This window comes from Arachidicoccus ginsenosidivorans (assembly GCF_007971385.1).
In the GTDB taxonomy this organism is placed as follows: domain Bacteria; phylum Bacteroidota; class Bacteroidia; order Chitinophagales; family Chitinophagaceae; genus Arachidicoccus; species Arachidicoccus ginsenosidivorans.
On the sequence record NZ_CP042434.1, the window covers coordinates 4,174,995 to 4,192,450 of the forward strand.

At 41.9% G+C, this 17,456-nt stretch carries 13 protein-coding genes; 9 read left to right on the forward strand and 4 right to left on the reverse strand.

The features are described from left to right. Positions 1-7: 7 nt before the first annotated feature. Positions 8-1,891, reverse strand: a complete 1,884-nt coding sequence (locus tag FSB73_RS16700) for a helix-turn-helix transcriptional regulator (RefSeq protein ID WP_146784743.1) — start codon at positions 1,889-1,891, stop codon at positions 8-10. A 436-nt stretch (positions 1,892-2,327) separates the two neighbouring features. Here FSB73_RS16700 and FSB73_RS16705 point away from each other — a divergent pair, with 436 nt between their 5' ends. The 5 genes from FSB73_RS16705 to FSB73_RS26840 all read left to right on the forward strand — a co-directional run bounded on the left by FSB73_RS16705 (position 2,328) and on the right by FSB73_RS26840 (position 7,061). Beyond that, the gene (locus FSB73_RS16705; protein ID WP_146784746.1) at positions 2,328-2,912 is read left to right on the forward strand and encodes an LIC11966 family surface protein; all 585 of its coding nucleotides are present in this window, start codon (positions 2,328-2,330) and stop codon (positions 2,910-2,912) included. A gap of 771 nt (positions 2,913-3,683) precedes the next feature. Beyond that, positions 3,684-5,021, forward strand: a complete 1,338-nt coding sequence (locus FSB73_RS16710; RefSeq protein ID WP_146784749.1) for a WG repeat-containing protein — start codon at positions 3,684-3,686, stop codon at positions 5,019-5,021. A 13-nt stretch (positions 5,022-5,034) separates the two neighbouring features. Next, on the forward strand, positions 5,035-5,973 hold the full coding sequence (locus FSB73_RS16715) for a helix-turn-helix domain-containing protein (RefSeq protein WP_146784752.1): 939 nt from the start codon (positions 5,035-5,037) through the stop codon (positions 5,971-5,973). Between the two features lie 186 nt (positions 5,974-6,159). Next, positions 6,160-6,519 carry an aldo/keto reductase gene (locus FSB73_RS26835; protein ID WP_262712353.1) on the forward strand — a complete coding sequence of 120 codons (360 nt, stop codon included), beginning with the start codon at positions 6,160-6,162 and terminating at the stop codon, positions 6,517-6,519. Positions 6,520-6,521: 2 nt separating this feature from the next. Further along, positions 6,522-7,061, forward strand: coding sequence for an aldo/keto reductase (locus tag FSB73_RS26840; protein WP_262712655.1), 540 nt, complete (start codon positions 6,522-6,524; stop codon positions 7,059-7,061). 405 nt (positions 7,062-7,466) lie between these two features. On the opposite strand, the gene FSB73_RS16725 is transcribed toward FSB73_RS26840, so the two are convergent. The 3 genes from FSB73_RS16725 to FSB73_RS26850 all read right to left on the reverse strand — a co-directional run bounded on the left by FSB73_RS16725 (position 7,467) and on the right by FSB73_RS26850 (position 12,121). Then, entirely contained in the window at positions 7,467-9,854 is a 2,388-nt protein-coding gene (locus tag FSB73_RS16725) for an outer membrane beta-barrel family protein (RefSeq protein WP_146784755.1), read from the reverse strand. A gap of 1,233 nt (positions 9,855-11,087) precedes the next feature. After that, positions 11,088-11,543 (reverse strand): isoaspartyl peptidase/L-asparaginase, encoded by a 456-nt coding sequence (locus tag FSB73_RS26845; protein ID WP_262712354.1) that lies wholly within the window; start codon positions 11,541-11,543, stop codon positions 11,088-11,090. Further along, on the reverse strand, positions 11,540-12,121 hold the full coding sequence (locus FSB73_RS26850; RefSeq protein ID WP_262712355.1) for an isoaspartyl peptidase/L-asparaginase: 582 nt from the start codon (positions 12,119-12,121) through the stop codon (positions 11,540-11,542). The genes FSB73_RS26845 and FSB73_RS26850 overlap by 4 nt, the downstream gene beginning before the upstream one ends. 112 nt (positions 12,122-12,233) lie before the next feature. On the opposite strand from FSB73_RS26850, the gene FSB73_RS16735 reads away from it, so the two are divergent. From FSB73_RS16735 to FSB73_RS16750, 4 genes are all read left to right on the forward strand, one after another. After that, complete coding sequence (locus tag FSB73_RS16735; protein ID WP_225974096.1) at positions 12,234-14,762, forward strand: glycoside hydrolase family 95 protein; 2,529 nt, start codon at positions 12,234-12,236, stop codon at positions 14,760-14,762. A 98-nt stretch (positions 14,763-14,860) separates the two neighbouring features. Then, positions 14,861-15,652, forward strand: a complete 792-nt coding sequence (locus tag FSB73_RS16740) for a penicillin-binding transpeptidase domain-containing protein (RefSeq protein ID WP_146784758.1) — start codon at positions 14,861-14,863, stop codon at positions 15,650-15,652. An 83-nt stretch (positions 15,653-15,735) separates the two neighbouring features. Then, positions 15,736-16,740, forward strand: coding sequence for a vWA domain-containing protein (locus tag FSB73_RS16745; protein WP_146784761.1), 1,005 nt, complete (start codon positions 15,736-15,738; stop codon positions 16,738-16,740). Further along, complete coding sequence (locus FSB73_RS16750) at positions 16,737-17,414, forward strand: tetratricopeptide repeat protein (RefSeq protein WP_146784763.1); 678 nt, start codon at positions 16,737-16,739, stop codon at positions 17,412-17,414. The genes FSB73_RS16745 and FSB73_RS16750 overlap by 4 nt, the downstream gene beginning before the upstream one ends. The last annotated feature ends 42 nt before the right edge of the window (positions 17,415-17,456 follow it).

Genomic DNA, 17,456 nt, shown 5'->3' on the forward strand with positions numbered 1-17,456 from the left:
AATGGGGTTAATAGCCAGGCTTTTGCCAGTTTGCAATACAACTTTCCAGATCATCTTCTTTGCCAAACCCCAGTTTTTGTTTTAATCGGTATTTAGCCATACGGACACTTTTAGGGGCTACATGCAGCAATCCTGCTATCTGTTTGGAGTTGAGTTTCATGTAGATATAGGCTGCGTATTTTAAATCAAGGGCGGTTAATTTCTGAGCGCCATTACTGGCGGCGCTGGATTCCAGCCAGGAAAAAAAGTCCGGGTGTATATCCTTAAAGGCAGTGCGGTACTCATCAAAATTTTCATCCATCAGCAGCTCTTCGTGGATGATTTTTTCCAATTGTCTGGCAGCAGGATGGCTCACAACATCCGTATGCGCCGTGAGCTTTTCTTTGAGGTTTTGCAGTAGTTCGTTTTTATGTTCTACCTGTATGGTCCCCGCCAACACTTCTTTTTGTAGTTGTTCTTTTTGCCGCTCGATGAGTTTTTGTTCTGCCTTTAATCTGGCCGCCTCTTCCTCCCTTAACCTTTCTCTTTCCAGGGAATATTTTAAGCGAAATTTGTAGGCTAAAAACAACAGTAATAATCCAATGATGGCTAGTATCGCCAGACCGATATATAAATAAAACTGCCTTTTCTGGAATTTGCTTTCCTGGACCAGCAGCTGCATGGCTTTATTTTTTTTCTCATCCTGATATTTGGCTTCCAACTGCTGAATGGTCTGGTATTGCTGTTGGTTAAATTCCTTTTTATAAAAGGCCATGAACTGTTTGTAATAACCCAGCGCAGCCTGCAGGTTGCCCTGCTTTTCTTTAATGGTTGCCAGCGACTGATATAGGGTCATTGACTGATAAAAATTCGGAGGCTGCATACTGTCGGTTAAGACTTTTTCCTTCAAAAGGGCCTGCTCGGCCCCATTGAAGTCTCCTTTTCTGAGCGCGAGTCTGCTAATCACATCATAGCAGTTGGCCTGCATGGTTAAATTTCCTGTTTGCCTGGAAACGGCCAGGGAGAGGTTGACATATTGTAAAATGCTGTCTTTATACCAGGGGGGATAATGGTCCATATAAATGTCAGCCAGATTAAGGGCTGGAAGCACCACAACGCTTGGGTTTTTAATCCGCAAGGATTGCTGCTGGTAAAGGCTGACCGCATTTTTAAAGGCCATCACTGCTGAATCCAGCACTGAAGAGTCTTTATTACGGTTAAATTGATCCAGATATAAGGTCCCGTTGATTTGCCAGGCGGCTGTTGTCATACCAGCGTCCCCGCTGATTAGCGCATCCTGTAAAGCGTTTTTTGCATATAGAGCCGCATTGTTATTGTCATTTCTTTCCGCGTAAATGCCGTAGATCAGGTAGTAGATATTCGCCCTGTATAAGGCACCTTTGTTGCCTTTTAAAAAGCTAAGGGATTTTTCCCAGCTTTTTCTAGCCTGATCGGGCTGATTTTGAATGTTTTGAATAAACCCTTTGTAAAACCAGGCTATTCCTTGAATCAAGGCGGCAGCACCCTGGCTGTAATAAATGGCGCTGTCTGCATCCTGACCAGCCCTGTCAGCTCTGGCGGTCTTTACATCAAGTGCAACTTTATGGGCAAAAGCAAATGAGATGGCAGGCCGATCATTGGTTTTGCGGGCCAGTGCCAGGCCTTGTTCATTGAGGATTTGAGCCTTTTCAGGACTATCCGTCGCTAGTGCACTGGACAGCCGAATCAGGGTTAGTGTGCGCTGGTGAGCATTTAACTGGCCAGTCATATTTAACCTTGCCTCAAGAGAATCAATAATGAGTTGCTGGGCGTTGACTGATTGAGCCAGCAATATGAATAGCAGGGTCACTACTGGCACCAAACAGGATAATATAAGATTGCTCTGATCAGTAGGCCCTAGCTGTGAAATCAATGCAGAACGCTTTTTTTTAGGGAATATAGCGACCTGTTTGTTTATACGAAAGTGTGTGGTCATAGGATAGCGAAAATAACATTACCATTAGTAAATGCTGTCTGTGGATAAAAAGGATAAAAAAATATGGATCAAAATTAAGGAATTCAAGGGAGCTAATATTAGCAGATCTGTTATTTATAGGGGAAAAATTAATTTCTACCCATTTGATAATGAGGATATTTGTTCATTGGTAGACAGTTTGTAGACAGGTGATTTTCTGCTTGTAGGCCTTTGGTAGCTGCTGTTTATTTTGTGGGTAGCGTTGTGATGAGGAGTTTTGTCTAAATGCTTTCAATGCTGCGACCTATGTTCAGCACCTATATTTAATGTTAACCATTTAAAGTTTAATTATAATTAAAATTCAAAGATGATAAAAACGGCAAAAAATACATATATGAAAAGACGTCTGATAAAAAACAACCTCCTGAAAACCGATCAACTGAAAAGCACCTTAATTAAAAAAATGGCGCTTAAGATTAAAAACCGAGGTGTTTTGACGCCCATTTTTTCGTATTGTTTTGTACTGGGATGGATATTGTTTTTAGGTCAGATGGTGGGATGCGGCGCAAAAAAAAAGGACCCTGCTGCCTATAGCAATCAACTTATTACCTTGATGAATCAAAATGAGGCCGAGATTGCCGCAATGAATACGGCCATGGGGGCCACAGATTACGCAAAGGCAGAAACGGTTCGCATTAACTGGCAGCAGCAGCTGGAAGCAGCCATAAAATCAGCCCATGCTACTGGGGATTATAATGGCGATAATGCGCTGCAATTGGCTGTTATTAGCAGTCTTACGGCCTATCAAACAATTATTACAGGGCCTTATAAATCCTTGATAGCCTTGAGAAGCAAGGCGGATACTGGTACAACTACTAAGCAGCAGGCGCTGCTTTTGGGCATCAATCAAGGGTTTACAGCGGCTGGCAATGCAGTAAACCTGGCGATTGAGGCTTTTCAAAAAAGGTATGCCCCATAAATCGAACGCGGAACGGATCTAATAATACCGTGCGGTACTACACTAATTTTAGCATTACAGGTGGTAGCTACAATCAAAGGAGGTGTCTGTATACAAATTAAAAGGAGCCTAAAGCAATTCAGGATGAAGCGTTCAACTATTAGCAGGTTGGTAAAGAGCGCTCTTTTTATTAGTGGAATGGAATGCAGCCGGACGACTAAAAGGATATTTTCTCTGAGGGTTGTTGCTGCCTGTTTTTTGTTGATTGTTCACAAAATAGTTGTTACTCAAAAGCAGCTTAATTTACTTTTCCGGGCCATAGCGGCCCGGGAAAATCTTTTTTATCATGCACTCCCTACAAATTATCAGACATAATCGTCGTCAATTGCGGCTTTGTTCCTGGCTGTCAATTATTGCTTTATTGGCTTGGCTGAATTTTTGGATAGACCTGCAAACCAATTTATATCAGGGGCTGGGTAGTGGCGGATGGGATAGGGTTGTTTTGGTGGCATTAATCAGTTTGGGGGTGGCGCTCATACTGTCTTTTTCGGGGCTTATGGTTTATATCAAAAGCTGGCTGGCTTGGATAGTTTTTGTTTTAGTATTGATAACCACTGTTTTGATGGCCGTATTTGTTATTAAATTTAGATGGATGATTTGAGCTCAGGAAAGTATTTGGGCCTATTAAAAACTAAATGGCTGATTTGATTTTTGCGCTCCAGCCTATTGTTGCATTATCTTTGACCGTATTTTTTAATGAGGATAGACAAGGGAAAGTTTTAAAATGGATAGATGGAAGTTAATCTTATAAATATTAAAAATAATTTATTAAAGCAATTGCTAGCCGTGCTTTTACTGACGGGAGGTCTTTTTTTTTACCAAGGTCCCGTCAAGGGGCAAAGTACCCGGTTTTTACCTTTACCGGCAGATTTTGCCCAGATCAGTAATTTTCAGGAAGGGGTGGCTAAGGTTAGGACTATTGGCGATAGCATTGCTTATCTGGATACCAGTGGGCACTTTGCCATAAAGCCCCGAAAGGATTTTGATGTGGCAGGAGATTTTAAAAATGGGTATGCCTGGGTGGGTAAATATTTTGGGGATACGCTTTTATATGGTTTTATAGATAAGGCAGGAAAAATGGTGATTCCTTGCCGGTATAAGGAAGTAGAACCTTTTTATAATCACTTAGCGATTGTTTATTCGGATCAGGAGGGTTGGCAGGCAATAGATACTACTGGTAACAAAGTAATGTCTGACAGCCTGCTGATAACAGAAGAGCCGGTTTGGGAAGCAGGTGAAGTGAAATCCTGGCAGGATATTGAACCGCCGCATTTTCATGAGGGGCTGATGCTTTGTCAAAAAGATGGCAAGTTTGGTTATATGGATGCGACAGGCAGACTTTCAATAGATTGTAAATATTTAAGGGCAAATGGATTTACAGATGGAGTCGCCCTGGTGGCACTTGATACGGTGGCTAACTGGTTACCGGATAAGCTTAAGGATATAGATAGGAATAGGAATAAGAATAATCATAAGGAGGATGCTGATGAATTATCATCTACACTGGATAGTCTTTATTTAAATCTACCCTCCGGGCCGCCTACTTATAAATGGACACTGATTGATCCTACCGGCGCTACTATTTGTCCTATAGATTCCAGTTTCAGTCCAGATATTAGTCGTGGATTTATAGAAGGACTGTTGGCATTTCAGGATAGGCAAAATAAATGGGGTTTTATGAACACCAAAGCAAAGGTGGTTATACCAGCCCGCTTTGATAATGAACCTACCAGGTTCTCTGATGGGGTTTGTATCGTACAGGTGCTGGGTGAACAGTCCGGTGGCAAGGATGGATATATGTTACTAATTGATCTGAGCGGCAAACAGGTAGCCAAAATTCCTTTTTGTACGACCGCTGGGTGCATGTATGACAGCAATCTTGCTTACCATGAAGGGCTTTTAGCGGTTAAGATCAATCAAAATTGGGGCTATATGGATAAACAAGGCAGACTGGTGATTCGGCCCGATTTTGAAAAGGCCCTTGATTTTCATAATGGCCGGGCAGTGGTGGTGGATCAAAGTGGGCAAATAAAGGTGGTCCTAAATCCGCTCAGATATCCAGCCAAATAATATACATTTGGGAATGGAAAACCGGGAAACGCAAATTAAACTGAAAAATGACGCGCAAGCGAAATGCGCTGATGTAGACTACCGGGCCTTACTCCCAATGGGGGTTGACGGAGATTTCACGCATAAAGAAGGTGATTTTAGGGTCTTTGATAGAAGTTTATGTCAATTTAAAACGCCTTACAGAAGAAGGGACTTTTATAAGATCACATTGATCCTAAATAAGGGGCTGCTGCATTATGCAGATAAGGTCATAGAGGTAAAGCCGCCCACACTCTTATTTTCTAACCCATTGATTCCATATTGCTGGGAAGCACAGCCAGGGGAACAATTAGGGCATTACTGCGTTTTTACAGCAGATTTTCTGGTAAGGAATAGCCCTGGTGGCGTTATCCCTGATTTGTTTACAAAAAAACAGACCCGGCCCGTTTATTATTTAGATAAACAAGCAAGTGAAAAAATTAGCTGGATTTTTCGGCAAATGGATCAGGAATCGATGTCGGATTATACCCAAAAAGAAGCCTTGATCTATAGTTATGTGCAAATTTTAATCCATGAAGCCAGTAAGCGAAAGGCGGTGGAGCAGCCGCATGAATTAAATCACACGAGCCATGCAGCTGCCAGGATTACGGCACTTTTTATGGAAATGCTGGACAGGCAGTTTCCAGTGGATATAAGGGAAGGGCTGCAACTGAAAAAGGCCGCGGATTATGCAGAGCATCTTTCTATACATGTAAACCATTTAAACAGGGCATTAAAGGAAGTAACCGGTAAGACCACTTCTGAGTGGCTCACGGGCAGGCTGATACAACAGGCGCAACAGCTACTTTTGCAGACTGATTTGAATATCAGTGAAATTGGTTATGCCCTGGGTTTTGAATATCCGTCCTATTTTAATCAGTTTTTCCGCAAAGTAACCGGCCGAACCCCTGCCTCCTACCGGGTAACTGCCTGATGAATACGGCTTAAGAAAATTAATAATCCTGATGTTGGCCTCCTTTTTTTAGATTGGCTAAATGGGCGTTGTTTGTTTATTGTTTGATTTTTATAAGGAGTTATGTGATTGTTGTTATGCTGAGGGAAAGCTGCTTGCTAATTTTGTGTTCTAGTTAATTACTTACTAAACTAAAAAAATCAGAAGATGAAATTTAGAAAACTTTCAAACACAAATGAAGCACTTTCAGCAATCGGACTCGGATGCATGGGTTTAAACTTTGCCTATGGCCACCAGGTGGATCAAAAACAAAGCAGTCTTTTATTGGAACGCGCCATTGATTTGGGTATTAATTTCTGGGATACGGCCGATATGTATGCTAACGGCGCCAATGAATCTTTGATCTCTGGTGTCCTGGTGCCTAATAGAGATAAAATTTTTATCGCCACAAAATTCGGGTTTCGTCATAAAAACGGGGCAGCGGCACCAGCAGTGATCCAAATACCTATATCGATGGTTCGCCAAACTATGTCAAACAGGCCGTTGAAAACTCCCTTAAAAGGCTGAAGATTGAGACCATTGATCTTTATTATGCCCACCGGGTGGATCCAAATATACCTATTGAAGAAACCGTCGGTGCGATGGCAGATCTGGTGCATGAAGGCAAAGTGCGGTATTTAGGTTTGTCAGAGGCCTCGGCTGAATCGTTAAGAAGGGCATCTGCTGTGCATCCGATTGCTGCTTTACAAAGTGAATACTCTTTGCTTTCAAAAGACATAGAAGGAGAAATTTTGGATACTTGCCGGGAACTAAAAATATCACTGATTCCTTACAGCCCACTTTCCAGAGGCCTAATAACAGCTACCATTGCTGAGCCTACTGCCTTAGCGGATAATGATTTTAGAAAAAGTTTACCCAGATTTAGTAAGGATAATTGGGAAAATAATCAAAAGCTGATCCAGGGATTTGCAAAGATTGCACAAAGTATGGGTGCTACGCCAGCTCAATTAGCTATTGGCTGGGTACTCAGTCAGGGAGAAGACATTATTCCTATTCCCGGTACCAAAAGATTAAGTATCTGGAAGAGAATGCTGCAGCGACAGCGCTAGAGCTGAGTCCGGCCATCTTACAAAAAATAGAAGCCCTGGTAAATGCCTATCCAATAAGGGGCGACAGATATAGCGAGCGTTCCATGGATATGCTGAATAAATAAAAACGACCAGTAGTGACAATGACAAGCAAAAAGAAAATTAAAAATGCAAAGATTGAATTCTTTATGCTTGCAAAAGGAAAATTGTAGATCGGTCAGCGTAACTGAACAAAAGCCATTTGTCGGTTCAATAGGTCTCAAAAAAATTCCCGCTGAATAGACATTCAGCGGGGTTCCTTTTTTATTTTGTATAATTATAATACTTTAAAAAAAGAACATGAGACAAAGAGTTGCGTGTCGCTTTATTTTTTCTAAAGATCACTGGTAATCAAATTGCTGGGCAGTAATGATGCGGCTATGGATTTTATAACCTGTTCTGTTCTTCCGCATTACTGCTTTTAATTGCTTTGGCCTTAAAGGCCTTTCCTAAATTAAAATTGTAAGTAAGACCAAGCGTTATTTTTTGTTTTTGTTGTAATTGGTTAAAATTCAGGCGGAAATCATTATAGAAGAACCGACCTTTCACTTTTGATGTACCAAAGATATCATTCCCTGCGAGTTTTACGGTCAATTTGTTGTTAAAGAACTTTTTTTGGATGGCCAGATCTGTGTTAAACAAGTGATGCAGAACAGCATTCGCGAAAATTATTTTATTTAAGTAATAAGCCGATGCGCTGACGGTATAACCATTGCCCAGCTGAAAGATCTGCGATGATTGCAACATGGCTATATTTTCTTGTAGATCAAAGGTCTCGGCAATTGCATGTTGATTACTGATTTGCATAGTGTTTTGTGTCATCCACCACTTTGTAATCCGAAAAGGCGCAAAGGCAGTAAACATCCAGATTTTTGATGCCCCGGAATTAATGGGCTGCTGCATCATTTTTTCCGGATCATCTTTTTCAGGTAATATAGCATTGTTGATCACATCCTTACTGTCTGTATAAGCCGCCGTAAAAATGTATTTGTTTTTAAGGGTATAGCTCAACTCATAAGAATTGGTGAATTCAGGGGTAAGGTACGGGTTACCTCTGCCGGATGTATAATTATCCACATAACTGATATGAGGGTTCAGAGAGGAAAATCCTGGGCGGTTAAGTCTTCTGTTATAAGAGGCGCTCAGACTATTTGTCCCTTCTTTATTGAGTTTTTTGACCAGGTAAAGACTGGGAAAAAGTGAAAAATAATTTTTAGGATTTTTCTGAGTGCCGGCTGTATCGTAGAGTGTCCCGGTAAGCTGCGTGTTCTCCCCTCTGAGCCCCAATTGCACATCCATATCCAGAACATGACCGCTATAGTTGAGGTAACCAGCAACAATATTCTCTTTATAATTGTAAATGAAATTCTGTGGATCATTGGAGACCCAGTTATCCTGGTCCATATAGGAGAAATAGGCTGCGTTATGAATCGTGGTCAGGCTGACTTTCGAGCCAAATCCAAAGGTACTTCCGTTTTTGAAGATTTTCTTGTATTTGGCATCCGCTGTGAAAATCTTGGCTTTGGAAGGCGTCAGGTTTTTGAAAGTGGTATCACTGACGAACTGATTGTCAGCATTATAAAAACTGCTATTTGCCTCATTTGTGGAATTGCCATGATTGAGTGTATAATCAGATAGAAATTCAAAGCTAGAACCCAGTGTATCTGTTGTAATATGGTAATTTAGACCCACATCATTATAATCACTATTGTAGGTACTGGGAAATAAGCCTTTAGAGGTAGAATTTATCTCCGGATGCGCTGCATAATTGATAAAGGTCGTTGCCTTAAACACATCATGATCTCTGGAGAATGAACCGGTATAGTCCAAGGCTATATACTGTTTATCAGTCAGGTCAAAGGTTGCACCTGTGTGGACCCTTTGGTTCTTAGACTTGGTGATGCCTCTGTTTTGCGCCGTATAAATGCCATCACTGGGGAATGTTCTTGATTGGTTAAGTTTATTAAACCCTTTTTCCCAATTGTAACTGTAGTTGGCAAAGAGCCCAAGCCTACCCTTTTTAAAATTTAGCTGTGTACCTTCTGAGGTTTCCGGGTATTTACCTTGCGCGTAATTACCATAGACTGTTCCGTAAAGCCCTAATTCAGTTTGTTTTTTCAAAATAATATTGATCAGCCCACCGGAACCCTCTGCGTCATATTCAGCAGGTGGGTGGGCTATGATCTGAATGGACTGTATTTCATCAGAACGAAGTGAGGTCAGATAATTAGTCAGATCATCTCCGCTTAATTTGAGGAGTTTACCGTTCACCATGACTCTGGTACCGGTCATCCCATTGATCATGATCTGGCCATCGCGAACCAGCACACCTGGGGCAAGCCCGATGGCTTCCATGGAAGATTTGCCGGTGGCCAGCGGATTGTTTTCTATATTCATGACCAGTCGATCTGCTTTTCTTTGAATCAGCGGCTTTTGGGCATGGACGGATACGTCACTGAGTTGATGCTCCGTTCTTGTTAGCACCAAGTTGCCAGGCTTTCCGGTGGTTATTTCTATGACTTTGTCTTTATAGCCCAGCGCGGTGGCTCTTACGATGTAGGTGCCCGCCTTTGGTACTTCGATGGTAAATAAACCCAGGCTGTCTGTTATTTTGGAAGTAATGTAACGTTCAACTGAATCTTTTTTGCCGACGGAAATGGCTGTGTAAGCTAGTGGTTGCTGATCCTGATTAAGCACTTTACCTTTTATGGTAGATTGGCTGAACCCGGTTAATGTGATAAAGGTGCTGATGAGGATTAGTATAAAAGATTTCATGATAATTATAAATGATAAGGCTACTTCCCGTAATAGATGATAATGATTTTTCTAGTTTTAAATATAGTCTGATTATAACTAAGACGATAATTTTTGTAAATAGGTTGCGTGCTATGTAAATATTTATACAGCAAAGCTTAAATTTTTTAATTAATAAAAAAAGCAATTTTCGGTTAGTGGTGATTTCCATTTATAGGCGGTAACATTTTAATGGCTGGCGGTTTAGGCATGTTTTATTTTTAAAAACTACCAAGTGTAGGTCTTTGAAAGTATTATAAATAGTGAGTTTAGGGGTAAACGGTAGGTTTTATGTTTAATCGGCTGTGGGCAGTTTTAAACGAAATCTATAAGCGTTTGATAACAGGTCTCATTTTTTTTGATGAACTAGTGTTCGCAAATGGAACAAGAAAACGCTAATCGTATAAAATAAATATGGCGCCGGTCTTCCAATTAGTTGCCGGCTCCTCCATGAGCCATTTTTTTAATAAAATGCTTTATTTTATTTGTTGGTCGCAGTGCATTTGTAATATCTATTAAATGTGTAAAATTAATTGGTGTTGTTTATTTTAATTGCTTAATTGTTTTTTATTAATTACCTGGCTGTTAACCTATCTAGCAAATTGATCCTAGATAACAATTATGGATGAACCTATTGGACATTTGTTTTTACCGGATGGCTTCTCCCGGAATGTAGAATTATAAATAATAATTCTCAGTTTGAACAATTTGAGATTGGCTAGTACAAGTAGTCGACTATTGGAGAGTAGCAAACAAGCAAATCAATCAAGCAAATCAATCAAACAAGTCAATCAAACAAGTCAATCAAACAATCATAATCTTGTTGATAATAGTTATAAACCCGCCACTTATTTTTTCAGGTTAATATTTCTATGCTGCCCTTATGGAAAGATTTAGGGTTATTATTGAATTCTATATTGCACTATTTTGACAATGGCATTTCTTAGAATAATGGATTTATATAGGGAGTCTTGCAAAAGTTGTTATCCAACGAAAAGAGGATTTGATGGGACTTCTATATTTTGAAAACTAGCGGCATAAAGACCCTGGTGTGTAACTAAAAACAAGACGCCTGGATCTAGGCACCGTTTAATTTAAAAGGAGGCGATAACAAAAACAGGAGAGGCATTGCTATTAAATGAAAAGCATCTCCTGTTTTTGTTTTTACAGCGTAAGGTAAAAGGATAATAAATAATATTGAAAGTATGTTCGCTGTTAGAACATACTTTTGGAAGCAATAAGTTCATTATTTATTATAGCGTCTTGCCGGGCATAACTAAATCCTTTTTGGATGGCATAAGCACCCACCTGCCCCTGCTTGTTTAACGCAATAAATGCCACCTGAAAAGTTTTAGCCTTTGTATGCCCGGTTCTGCTTACAATCCGTTCTACAGCTAATTTACAGGCCTTGTCGGGGCTTAAACCCTGACGCATAAATTCTACCACCAAATGAGTGCCAGCAGATTTTATGACTTCTTCCCCCAGCCCGGTGGAGACGGCGGCACCGTAAGTATTATCTACATATAGTCCGGCGCCAATTATTGGAGAGTCTCCTACCCGCCCCCTGACCTTAAAGGCCATGCCGCTGGTGGTACAACTGCCACTTAAATTTCCATTTTGATCCAGGGCCAGCATACCAATGGTATCATGGTTCCAATCGCCATTGTTCAATTTAAGCGGTGCGAATGCGCTTTTATTGCCGCCCTCTCCCTGTTCGATATTGATTTTGGCTTATATTCAGATTTTTTAAGCCAATCATTGTACGCTTTTTTGGCGGAAGGCGATAATTCCTGCGGTTCCAGCGGGAATCCCTGAGACAGTGCAAACTCCTGTGCACCGGCACCTGCCAGTAATACATGGGGTGTATTCTCCATGACTTTTCTAGCCACGCTGATCGGATGCTTGATCCTTTCAATGGCCGCGACCGCTCCTGCATTGCCGTGTTCATCCATAATGGAGGCGTCCAGGGTTACAATACCGTCTCTATCGGGGTTCGCTCCTAGTCCCACACAGCAGTTAATGCTGGATTCAGTAACCATTACGCCTTTTTCAACAGCGTCCAGGGCGCGACCGCCATTGGACAATACTTTCCAGGCATCTACATTGGCTGCAATGCCTGCATCCCAGGTGGAAATCACGATAGGTTTATTCACTGATTTTAAGGATGCTGTTTTTCCAAAACTGGCTGAGGAAATTATTCCTCCAAGGCCAAGTGTGCTTAACTGCAAAAATCTTCTACGCGGTAACATAAGATAAAAATTAAAATAGTATTAGTTATTGACAGGATATTGGTGAAATAATCCTGCCTCAAATTGTACATTTACGCATTAAAGCGCGGCTTAAAGCTAAAAAAAATATCTAATGTTCATTCAATTTTTTTCCAGGCGATTGAGAACCTTCTATTTACTCGGGTTCATGCAGTTATTGATCGGATCCTTCCTGCCAAATGTACTTTGTGCACAAAACAATCCGGCAGATTCGCCCGATGTTGAGGTTGTTTTTGATCAGCCAGCCAAGGCCTTTACACAGTCCATTCCATTGGGTAATGGCCGCCTGGGCGCCATGGTATTTGGCCGTACCGATACGGAACGCATTGCTTTGAACGAGATTACGCTTTGGTCTGGCGGGCCTGAGGATGGGGACCGCAAAGATGCCCATCTGTATCTTAAGCCGATACAAGATTATTTACTGAAGGGAGAAAATAAAAAAGCTCAGGCGCTTTTGCAAAAGCATTTTACCGCAGCAGGCAAAGGAACTGGCTTTGGCAATGGCGCTAATGATCCCTATGGCTCCTATCAGACGGCAGGCGATTTACTGATTGCTTTTAAAGATAAGAAGGGCCCCGTAACAGATTATAAACGAAAGCTGGATATCAGCCACGCAACTGCTACTGTTAGCTACAAAAAGGATGGATTTTTAATTAAAGAGGTCGTTTTTACGGATAGAATTAATGATTTGACCTGGATCAGTATCAGTACAAGCAATCCCCAAGGGCTGTCTCTATCCGTAATGCTACAAAGAAAAGAACATGTACAGTCCGTAAAAATAACCCAGCATCAGATTGTTATGAAAGGCAGATTGCCCAATGGGGATAAACCAGGCATGCGTTTTTTCAATACTGCTGATATCAGACTTGAAAATGGTAACGGAGCGTTATTAAAAACAGATAGCAGTATTTTGGTTAAAGGGGCCAGTGCCTGTATTATTCGGGTAGATACACGAACTGATTACGATCCTTCTTCCGGCATCTGCAAGCCAGATAAAAATATCGAAACACTGACCAGATCAGCGTTAAAAGCGTCCGTAGGGATAGATCGGCGGCCAAAGCTGGCTTTTGAAGCCGCTGCAAAGGCCAGCTCTAAGGATTATCAGCTGTATTTTGACCGCTGCAGGCTCTATCTGCCCACTGGCAATGAAGCAGATAGCATAAAAAGGATGACCACAGAAAGAAGATTGATCCGCTATTATAAAGGCAGCAGTGATCCAACACTTCCCGTGCTCTATTTTAATTTTGGACGATATTTACTTATCAGCTCTTCCAGACCGGGTTTATTGCCTGCCAATCTGCAGGGACTTTGGGCAGTTGAGTATCAGGCGCCCTGGAATGCGGATTATCATTTAAATATCAATTTGCAAATGAACTATTGGCTGGCAGAAACCACCAATCTACCGGCGCTGGCAGATCCTTTGTTTCGGTTTACTCGTCATTTAGTACCTAATGGACAAAAGACGGCCTGGAATTATTATCGGGCAAAAGGTTGGGTGGCTCATGTGGCCACCAACCCCTGGTTTTTTACCTCACCTGGAGAAGGGGCAGATTGGGGCTCTACACTGACAGGCGGCGCCTGGCTTTGTGATCATATTTGGGAGCACTACCGCTTTACCAGGGATACAGCCTTTTTAAGGCAATATTATAGCGTTTTAAAAGGAGCAGCCCGGTTTTTGACCTTTATTTTAATAAGGGAACCTAAACATGGCTGGCTGGTCACCGCTCCTTCAAATTCTCCTGAGAATGCCTATAAGATGCCTGATGGATTTGTAGGACAAACCTGTATGGGGCCTACGATGGATATGCAAATATGCAGAGATATTTTCTCTGCTACCATCCAGGCAGCGCAAATACTAAGACGTGATCAGGCTTTTGCAGATAGCCTTCAAGGGATCATTACCCAATTGGCGCCAGATCAGATCAGCCCAACCGATGGAGGTGTCCAGGAGTGGCTGGACGACTGGCCGTCCACGGATCCGCATCACCGCCATACTTCGCAATTATTCGGGCTCTTTCCTTATGATGAAATAACCCCTTGGGATACGCCTGATCTGGCAAAGGCAGCAAAAAAGACACTGGAACTCAGAGGAGATGGCGGAACCGGCTGGTCCAGGGCCTGGAAAATAAGCTTCTGGGCCAGGTTGGGCGATGGAGAGCACGCTTTTAAACTCTTAAAAGGTTTGTTGACGCCAGTGTCCAATTTGGATCTTAAAATGAAAGGGGGCGCCGGAACCTATCCTAATTTATTTGATGCGCACCCTCCTTTTCAGATTGATGGTAATTTTGGGGCGGTTGCAGGCATTGCAGAAATGCTGCTACAAAGCCATGGCAAAGGCGATGTGATCCGGTTTTTACCCGCACTGCCTTCCGGTGCTGACTGGGCGGCTGGTCACATAAAGGGTCTGGCTGCCAGAGGTGGTTTTGTCGTGGATATGGTTTGGCAGGAGCATAGGCTATTTAATGCCGAGATTACGGCCCTGCGTACAGGTACTTGCCGGGTATTATTGCCAGCTGGTAAGCGGATCTACGCTCAAAATGACCAACCCATTAATAAGGTTGCTGATCAAAATGGCATTTTCGCCTTTAAAGCGGTAGCGGGCAGGACTTACCAGGTACAGTAAGATGCCAACGAATCAGCTATGGCGCCGATTTGGAGTCGATTTAGGCTTTAGAAACCAGTTTTTAGCGGAAAGTTGGTTACTTTTGCGAAAATTTAAATATGAAGTTTTTTGGTTCCTTACTGATCACAGCTGTATTGCTTAGTGGTTTTTTCGCTGGCTGTACTTTAAATAATGTTGCCAAGGATAGCGCCCCTGAATCCTTTTTTAAGCAAAATAACCTGCAAGGTACTTTTGCACTATTAGATAATGTTCATGAGCAGTTCACTGTATATAACCTAAAGGCCTATAGAGATTCTGCTTATGCGCCGGGTAGTAGCTTTCAGGTACTGGCTACCCTGCTGGGGATTGAAACCGGCCGTTATTTAGATGAAAAAAGCCCTGTTGTATATGGGGGGGATTCGATTAGTCTGGGAGATGCTTTTTTGCAGCATAATGACAGTGCCCTGGCAGCTGTCACTGCCAGAATAGGCAAAGATACCTTGCAATACTGGTTGGACTCGCTTCATTATGGCAAGGCCAATTTGCAAAGTGATACAGAGGCTGTCTGGCTGGGTGATTCCCTTAAAATTACCCCGGATGAGCAGTTAGGATTTATCGCTAAATTATATTTTGTACAGTTGCCCTTCCAAAAGCGTGTGCAGCAGATTGTACGAAAATTAATGACGCGCGAGGAAAATACTTTATACACACTTGCCTATAAATCCTCCTGGGACAGACTACCCAATGGACAATACACGGGCTGGATCACTGGCTGGATTGAAGAAAATAAGCATGTTTACTTTTTTGTCATCCACGGCCAACCCATAAGCGGCCGCCCAGAAACGGGCTCTTTATTGAAGACAGCCAAGGCCGTTTTAAAACATTACGGCTTTTTTGAAGGTAAAAAATAGGCGAAGCAAAAGTTAAAATCCATTAACCCTTTTTTTTCTGTAGTTTTTTTAAAATAGATTGCAGGCAGCAAGGCAAAAAATCTATGTTATCATTCGCACATCCTTCTTATTTGTGGTGGTTACTGGGGCTCATTCCACTTATTTTTCTATTTTATGCACTGCTTAAATGGAAAAAAACAGTGGCAAAATCGTTGGGCGATAAAAAACTCGTTGCCCGGCTGCTTAGGTATTATGATGCCCGTAAGTTTAAGCTGAAGTTCTATCTGGTCTTTATTGCCTTAGGGCTTGGCATCGTAGCGGCAGCTGGTCTGCGCTACCCTTCCGATAAAGGGAGCGAAAAATCTGCCGGTATAGATATTATTATAGCCCTGGATGTCAGCAAAAGTATGCTAAGCCAGGATATTAAGCCCACCAGGCTAGACCGGGCTAAACAACTCATTCGGTCGCTGACGGCTAATTTAGGCAGTAACCGCGTCGGGTTAGAGGTTTTTGCCGGACAGGCTATATTACAGATGCCGCTGACCAGTGATATTGGCGCGGTGAATATGTTTTTACCTAATATTAATACAGATATGGTCCCTATTCAGGGGACGGCGGTAGCGCAGGCCCTATTAACAGCTGAAGCGGCCTTGCAATCTCCGGATAAAAAGCACAAGGCTGTTATCCTGATGACGGACGGAGAAACCCATGACCAGGGCACTGATGCGGCGATTAACAAACTCTATCAAAGTGGCATTACTGTATTTACTGTAGGCATCGGTACGCCAAAAGGGGCGCCCATTTTTGATCCGGCCACAGGCCAGGATAAAAAGGACAAGGATGGAAATATTGTCATCTCCAAGTTAAACGAAAAGGAACTAAAAGAAATAGCGGCTAAAACCGGCGGTAGTTATGTGCTATTAAATAATGATCAGGCGGCCATTGGCCAGATCACTGGTCGGATAGATAAAATGGAAAAGAAAATCATTGTGGAAGGCAAGGTGGGGAATCGTAATTTTTACCAATATTTTCCTTTGTTTATCGCTGCGGGTTTACTGTTGCTAATTGTTGATTTATTTATTACGGAAAGAAAACCCAGTAGAATTTGAAAAAGATACTCCTGATAGGATGCCTGTTTACCTGCATGACTGCTTTTGCACAAAAGAAGGGGGACAAGGATGTCTATTTTGGTAATAAAGCCTATAAGGCCGGAGATCTGAAAACGGCCGTCTCCAAATACGAAGAGGCCTTAAAACTTAATCCGGCAAATAATATTGCCCGCATTAATCTGGCCATCGCTCAAAGTAAACTTAAAGCAGCGGACGCTTCCGTCAAAAATTTTGATCAGGCATTAAAAGCCAATAAAAATAATGCCGCTATGGAAGCGCGCCTAAATTATGATAAAGGGGTTACGCTTGCTAAGAATAAAAAATATCAGGAGGCTGTAGATGCTTTTAAAAAGACGCTACTAAAGACGCCTGATGACAGTAATGCCAGAGAGAACCTCCAAAAGGCGCTCAATGAGTTAAAGAAGCAACAACAAAAAAATAAACCTAAAGATCAAAATAAAAAGCAGGATCAAAAAAACAAACAGGATCAACAAAAAAAACAAGATCAGCAAAAAGAGCAGCAAAAAAAGGATCAACAGCAAAATCAGCCTCAGAAAATGACCAAGCAACAGGCAGATAAATTACTGCAGGCCTTGCGCAGCCAGGAAAAAGAAACCAGAAAAAAATTGCAAAAGAAAAATGGTGCACCGCCAGCTAATGGCGAGGATTGGTAAGGACTACTTGTTTTTATTGTGGTGCTTAATCTTATAAAATAG

Excerpts from the sequence above, each read along its gene's own strand:
- FSB73_RS26850 (WP_262712355.1), bottom strand. The coding sequence starts at position 12,121 with ATGTTACCGCGTAGAAGATTTTTGCAGTTAAGCACACTTGGCCTTGGA.
- FSB73_RS16725 (WP_146784755.1), bottom strand. The coding sequence starts at position 9,854 with ATGAAATCTTTTATACTAATCCTCATCAGCACCTTTATCACATTAACC.
- FSB73_RS16705 (WP_146784746.1), top strand. The coding sequence starts at position 2,328 with ATGAAAAGACGTCTGATAAAAAACAACCTCCTGAAAACCGATCAACTG.
- FSB73_RS16710 (WP_146784749.1), top strand. The coding sequence starts at position 3,684 with ATGGAAGTTAATCTTATAAATATTAAAAATAATTTATTAAAGCAATTG.
- FSB73_RS26835 (WP_262712353.1), top strand. The coding sequence starts at position 6,160 with ATGAAATTTAGAAAACTTTCAAACACAAATGAAGCACTTTCAGCAATC.
- FSB73_RS16715 (WP_146784752.1), top strand. The coding sequence starts at position 5,035 with ATGGAAAACCGGGAAACGCAAATTAAACTGAAAAATGACGCGCAAGCG.
- FSB73_RS16745 (WP_146784761.1), top strand. The coding sequence starts at position 15,736 with ATGTTATCATTCGCACATCCTTCTTATTTGTGGTGGTTACTGGGGCTC.
- FSB73_RS16735 (WP_225974096.1), top strand. The coding sequence starts at position 12,234 with ATGTTCATTCAATTTTTTTCCAGGCGATTGAGAACCTTCTATTTACTC.
- FSB73_RS16740 (WP_146784758.1), top strand. The coding sequence starts at position 14,861 with ATGAAGTTTTTTGGTTCCTTACTGATCACAGCTGTATTGCTTAGTGGT.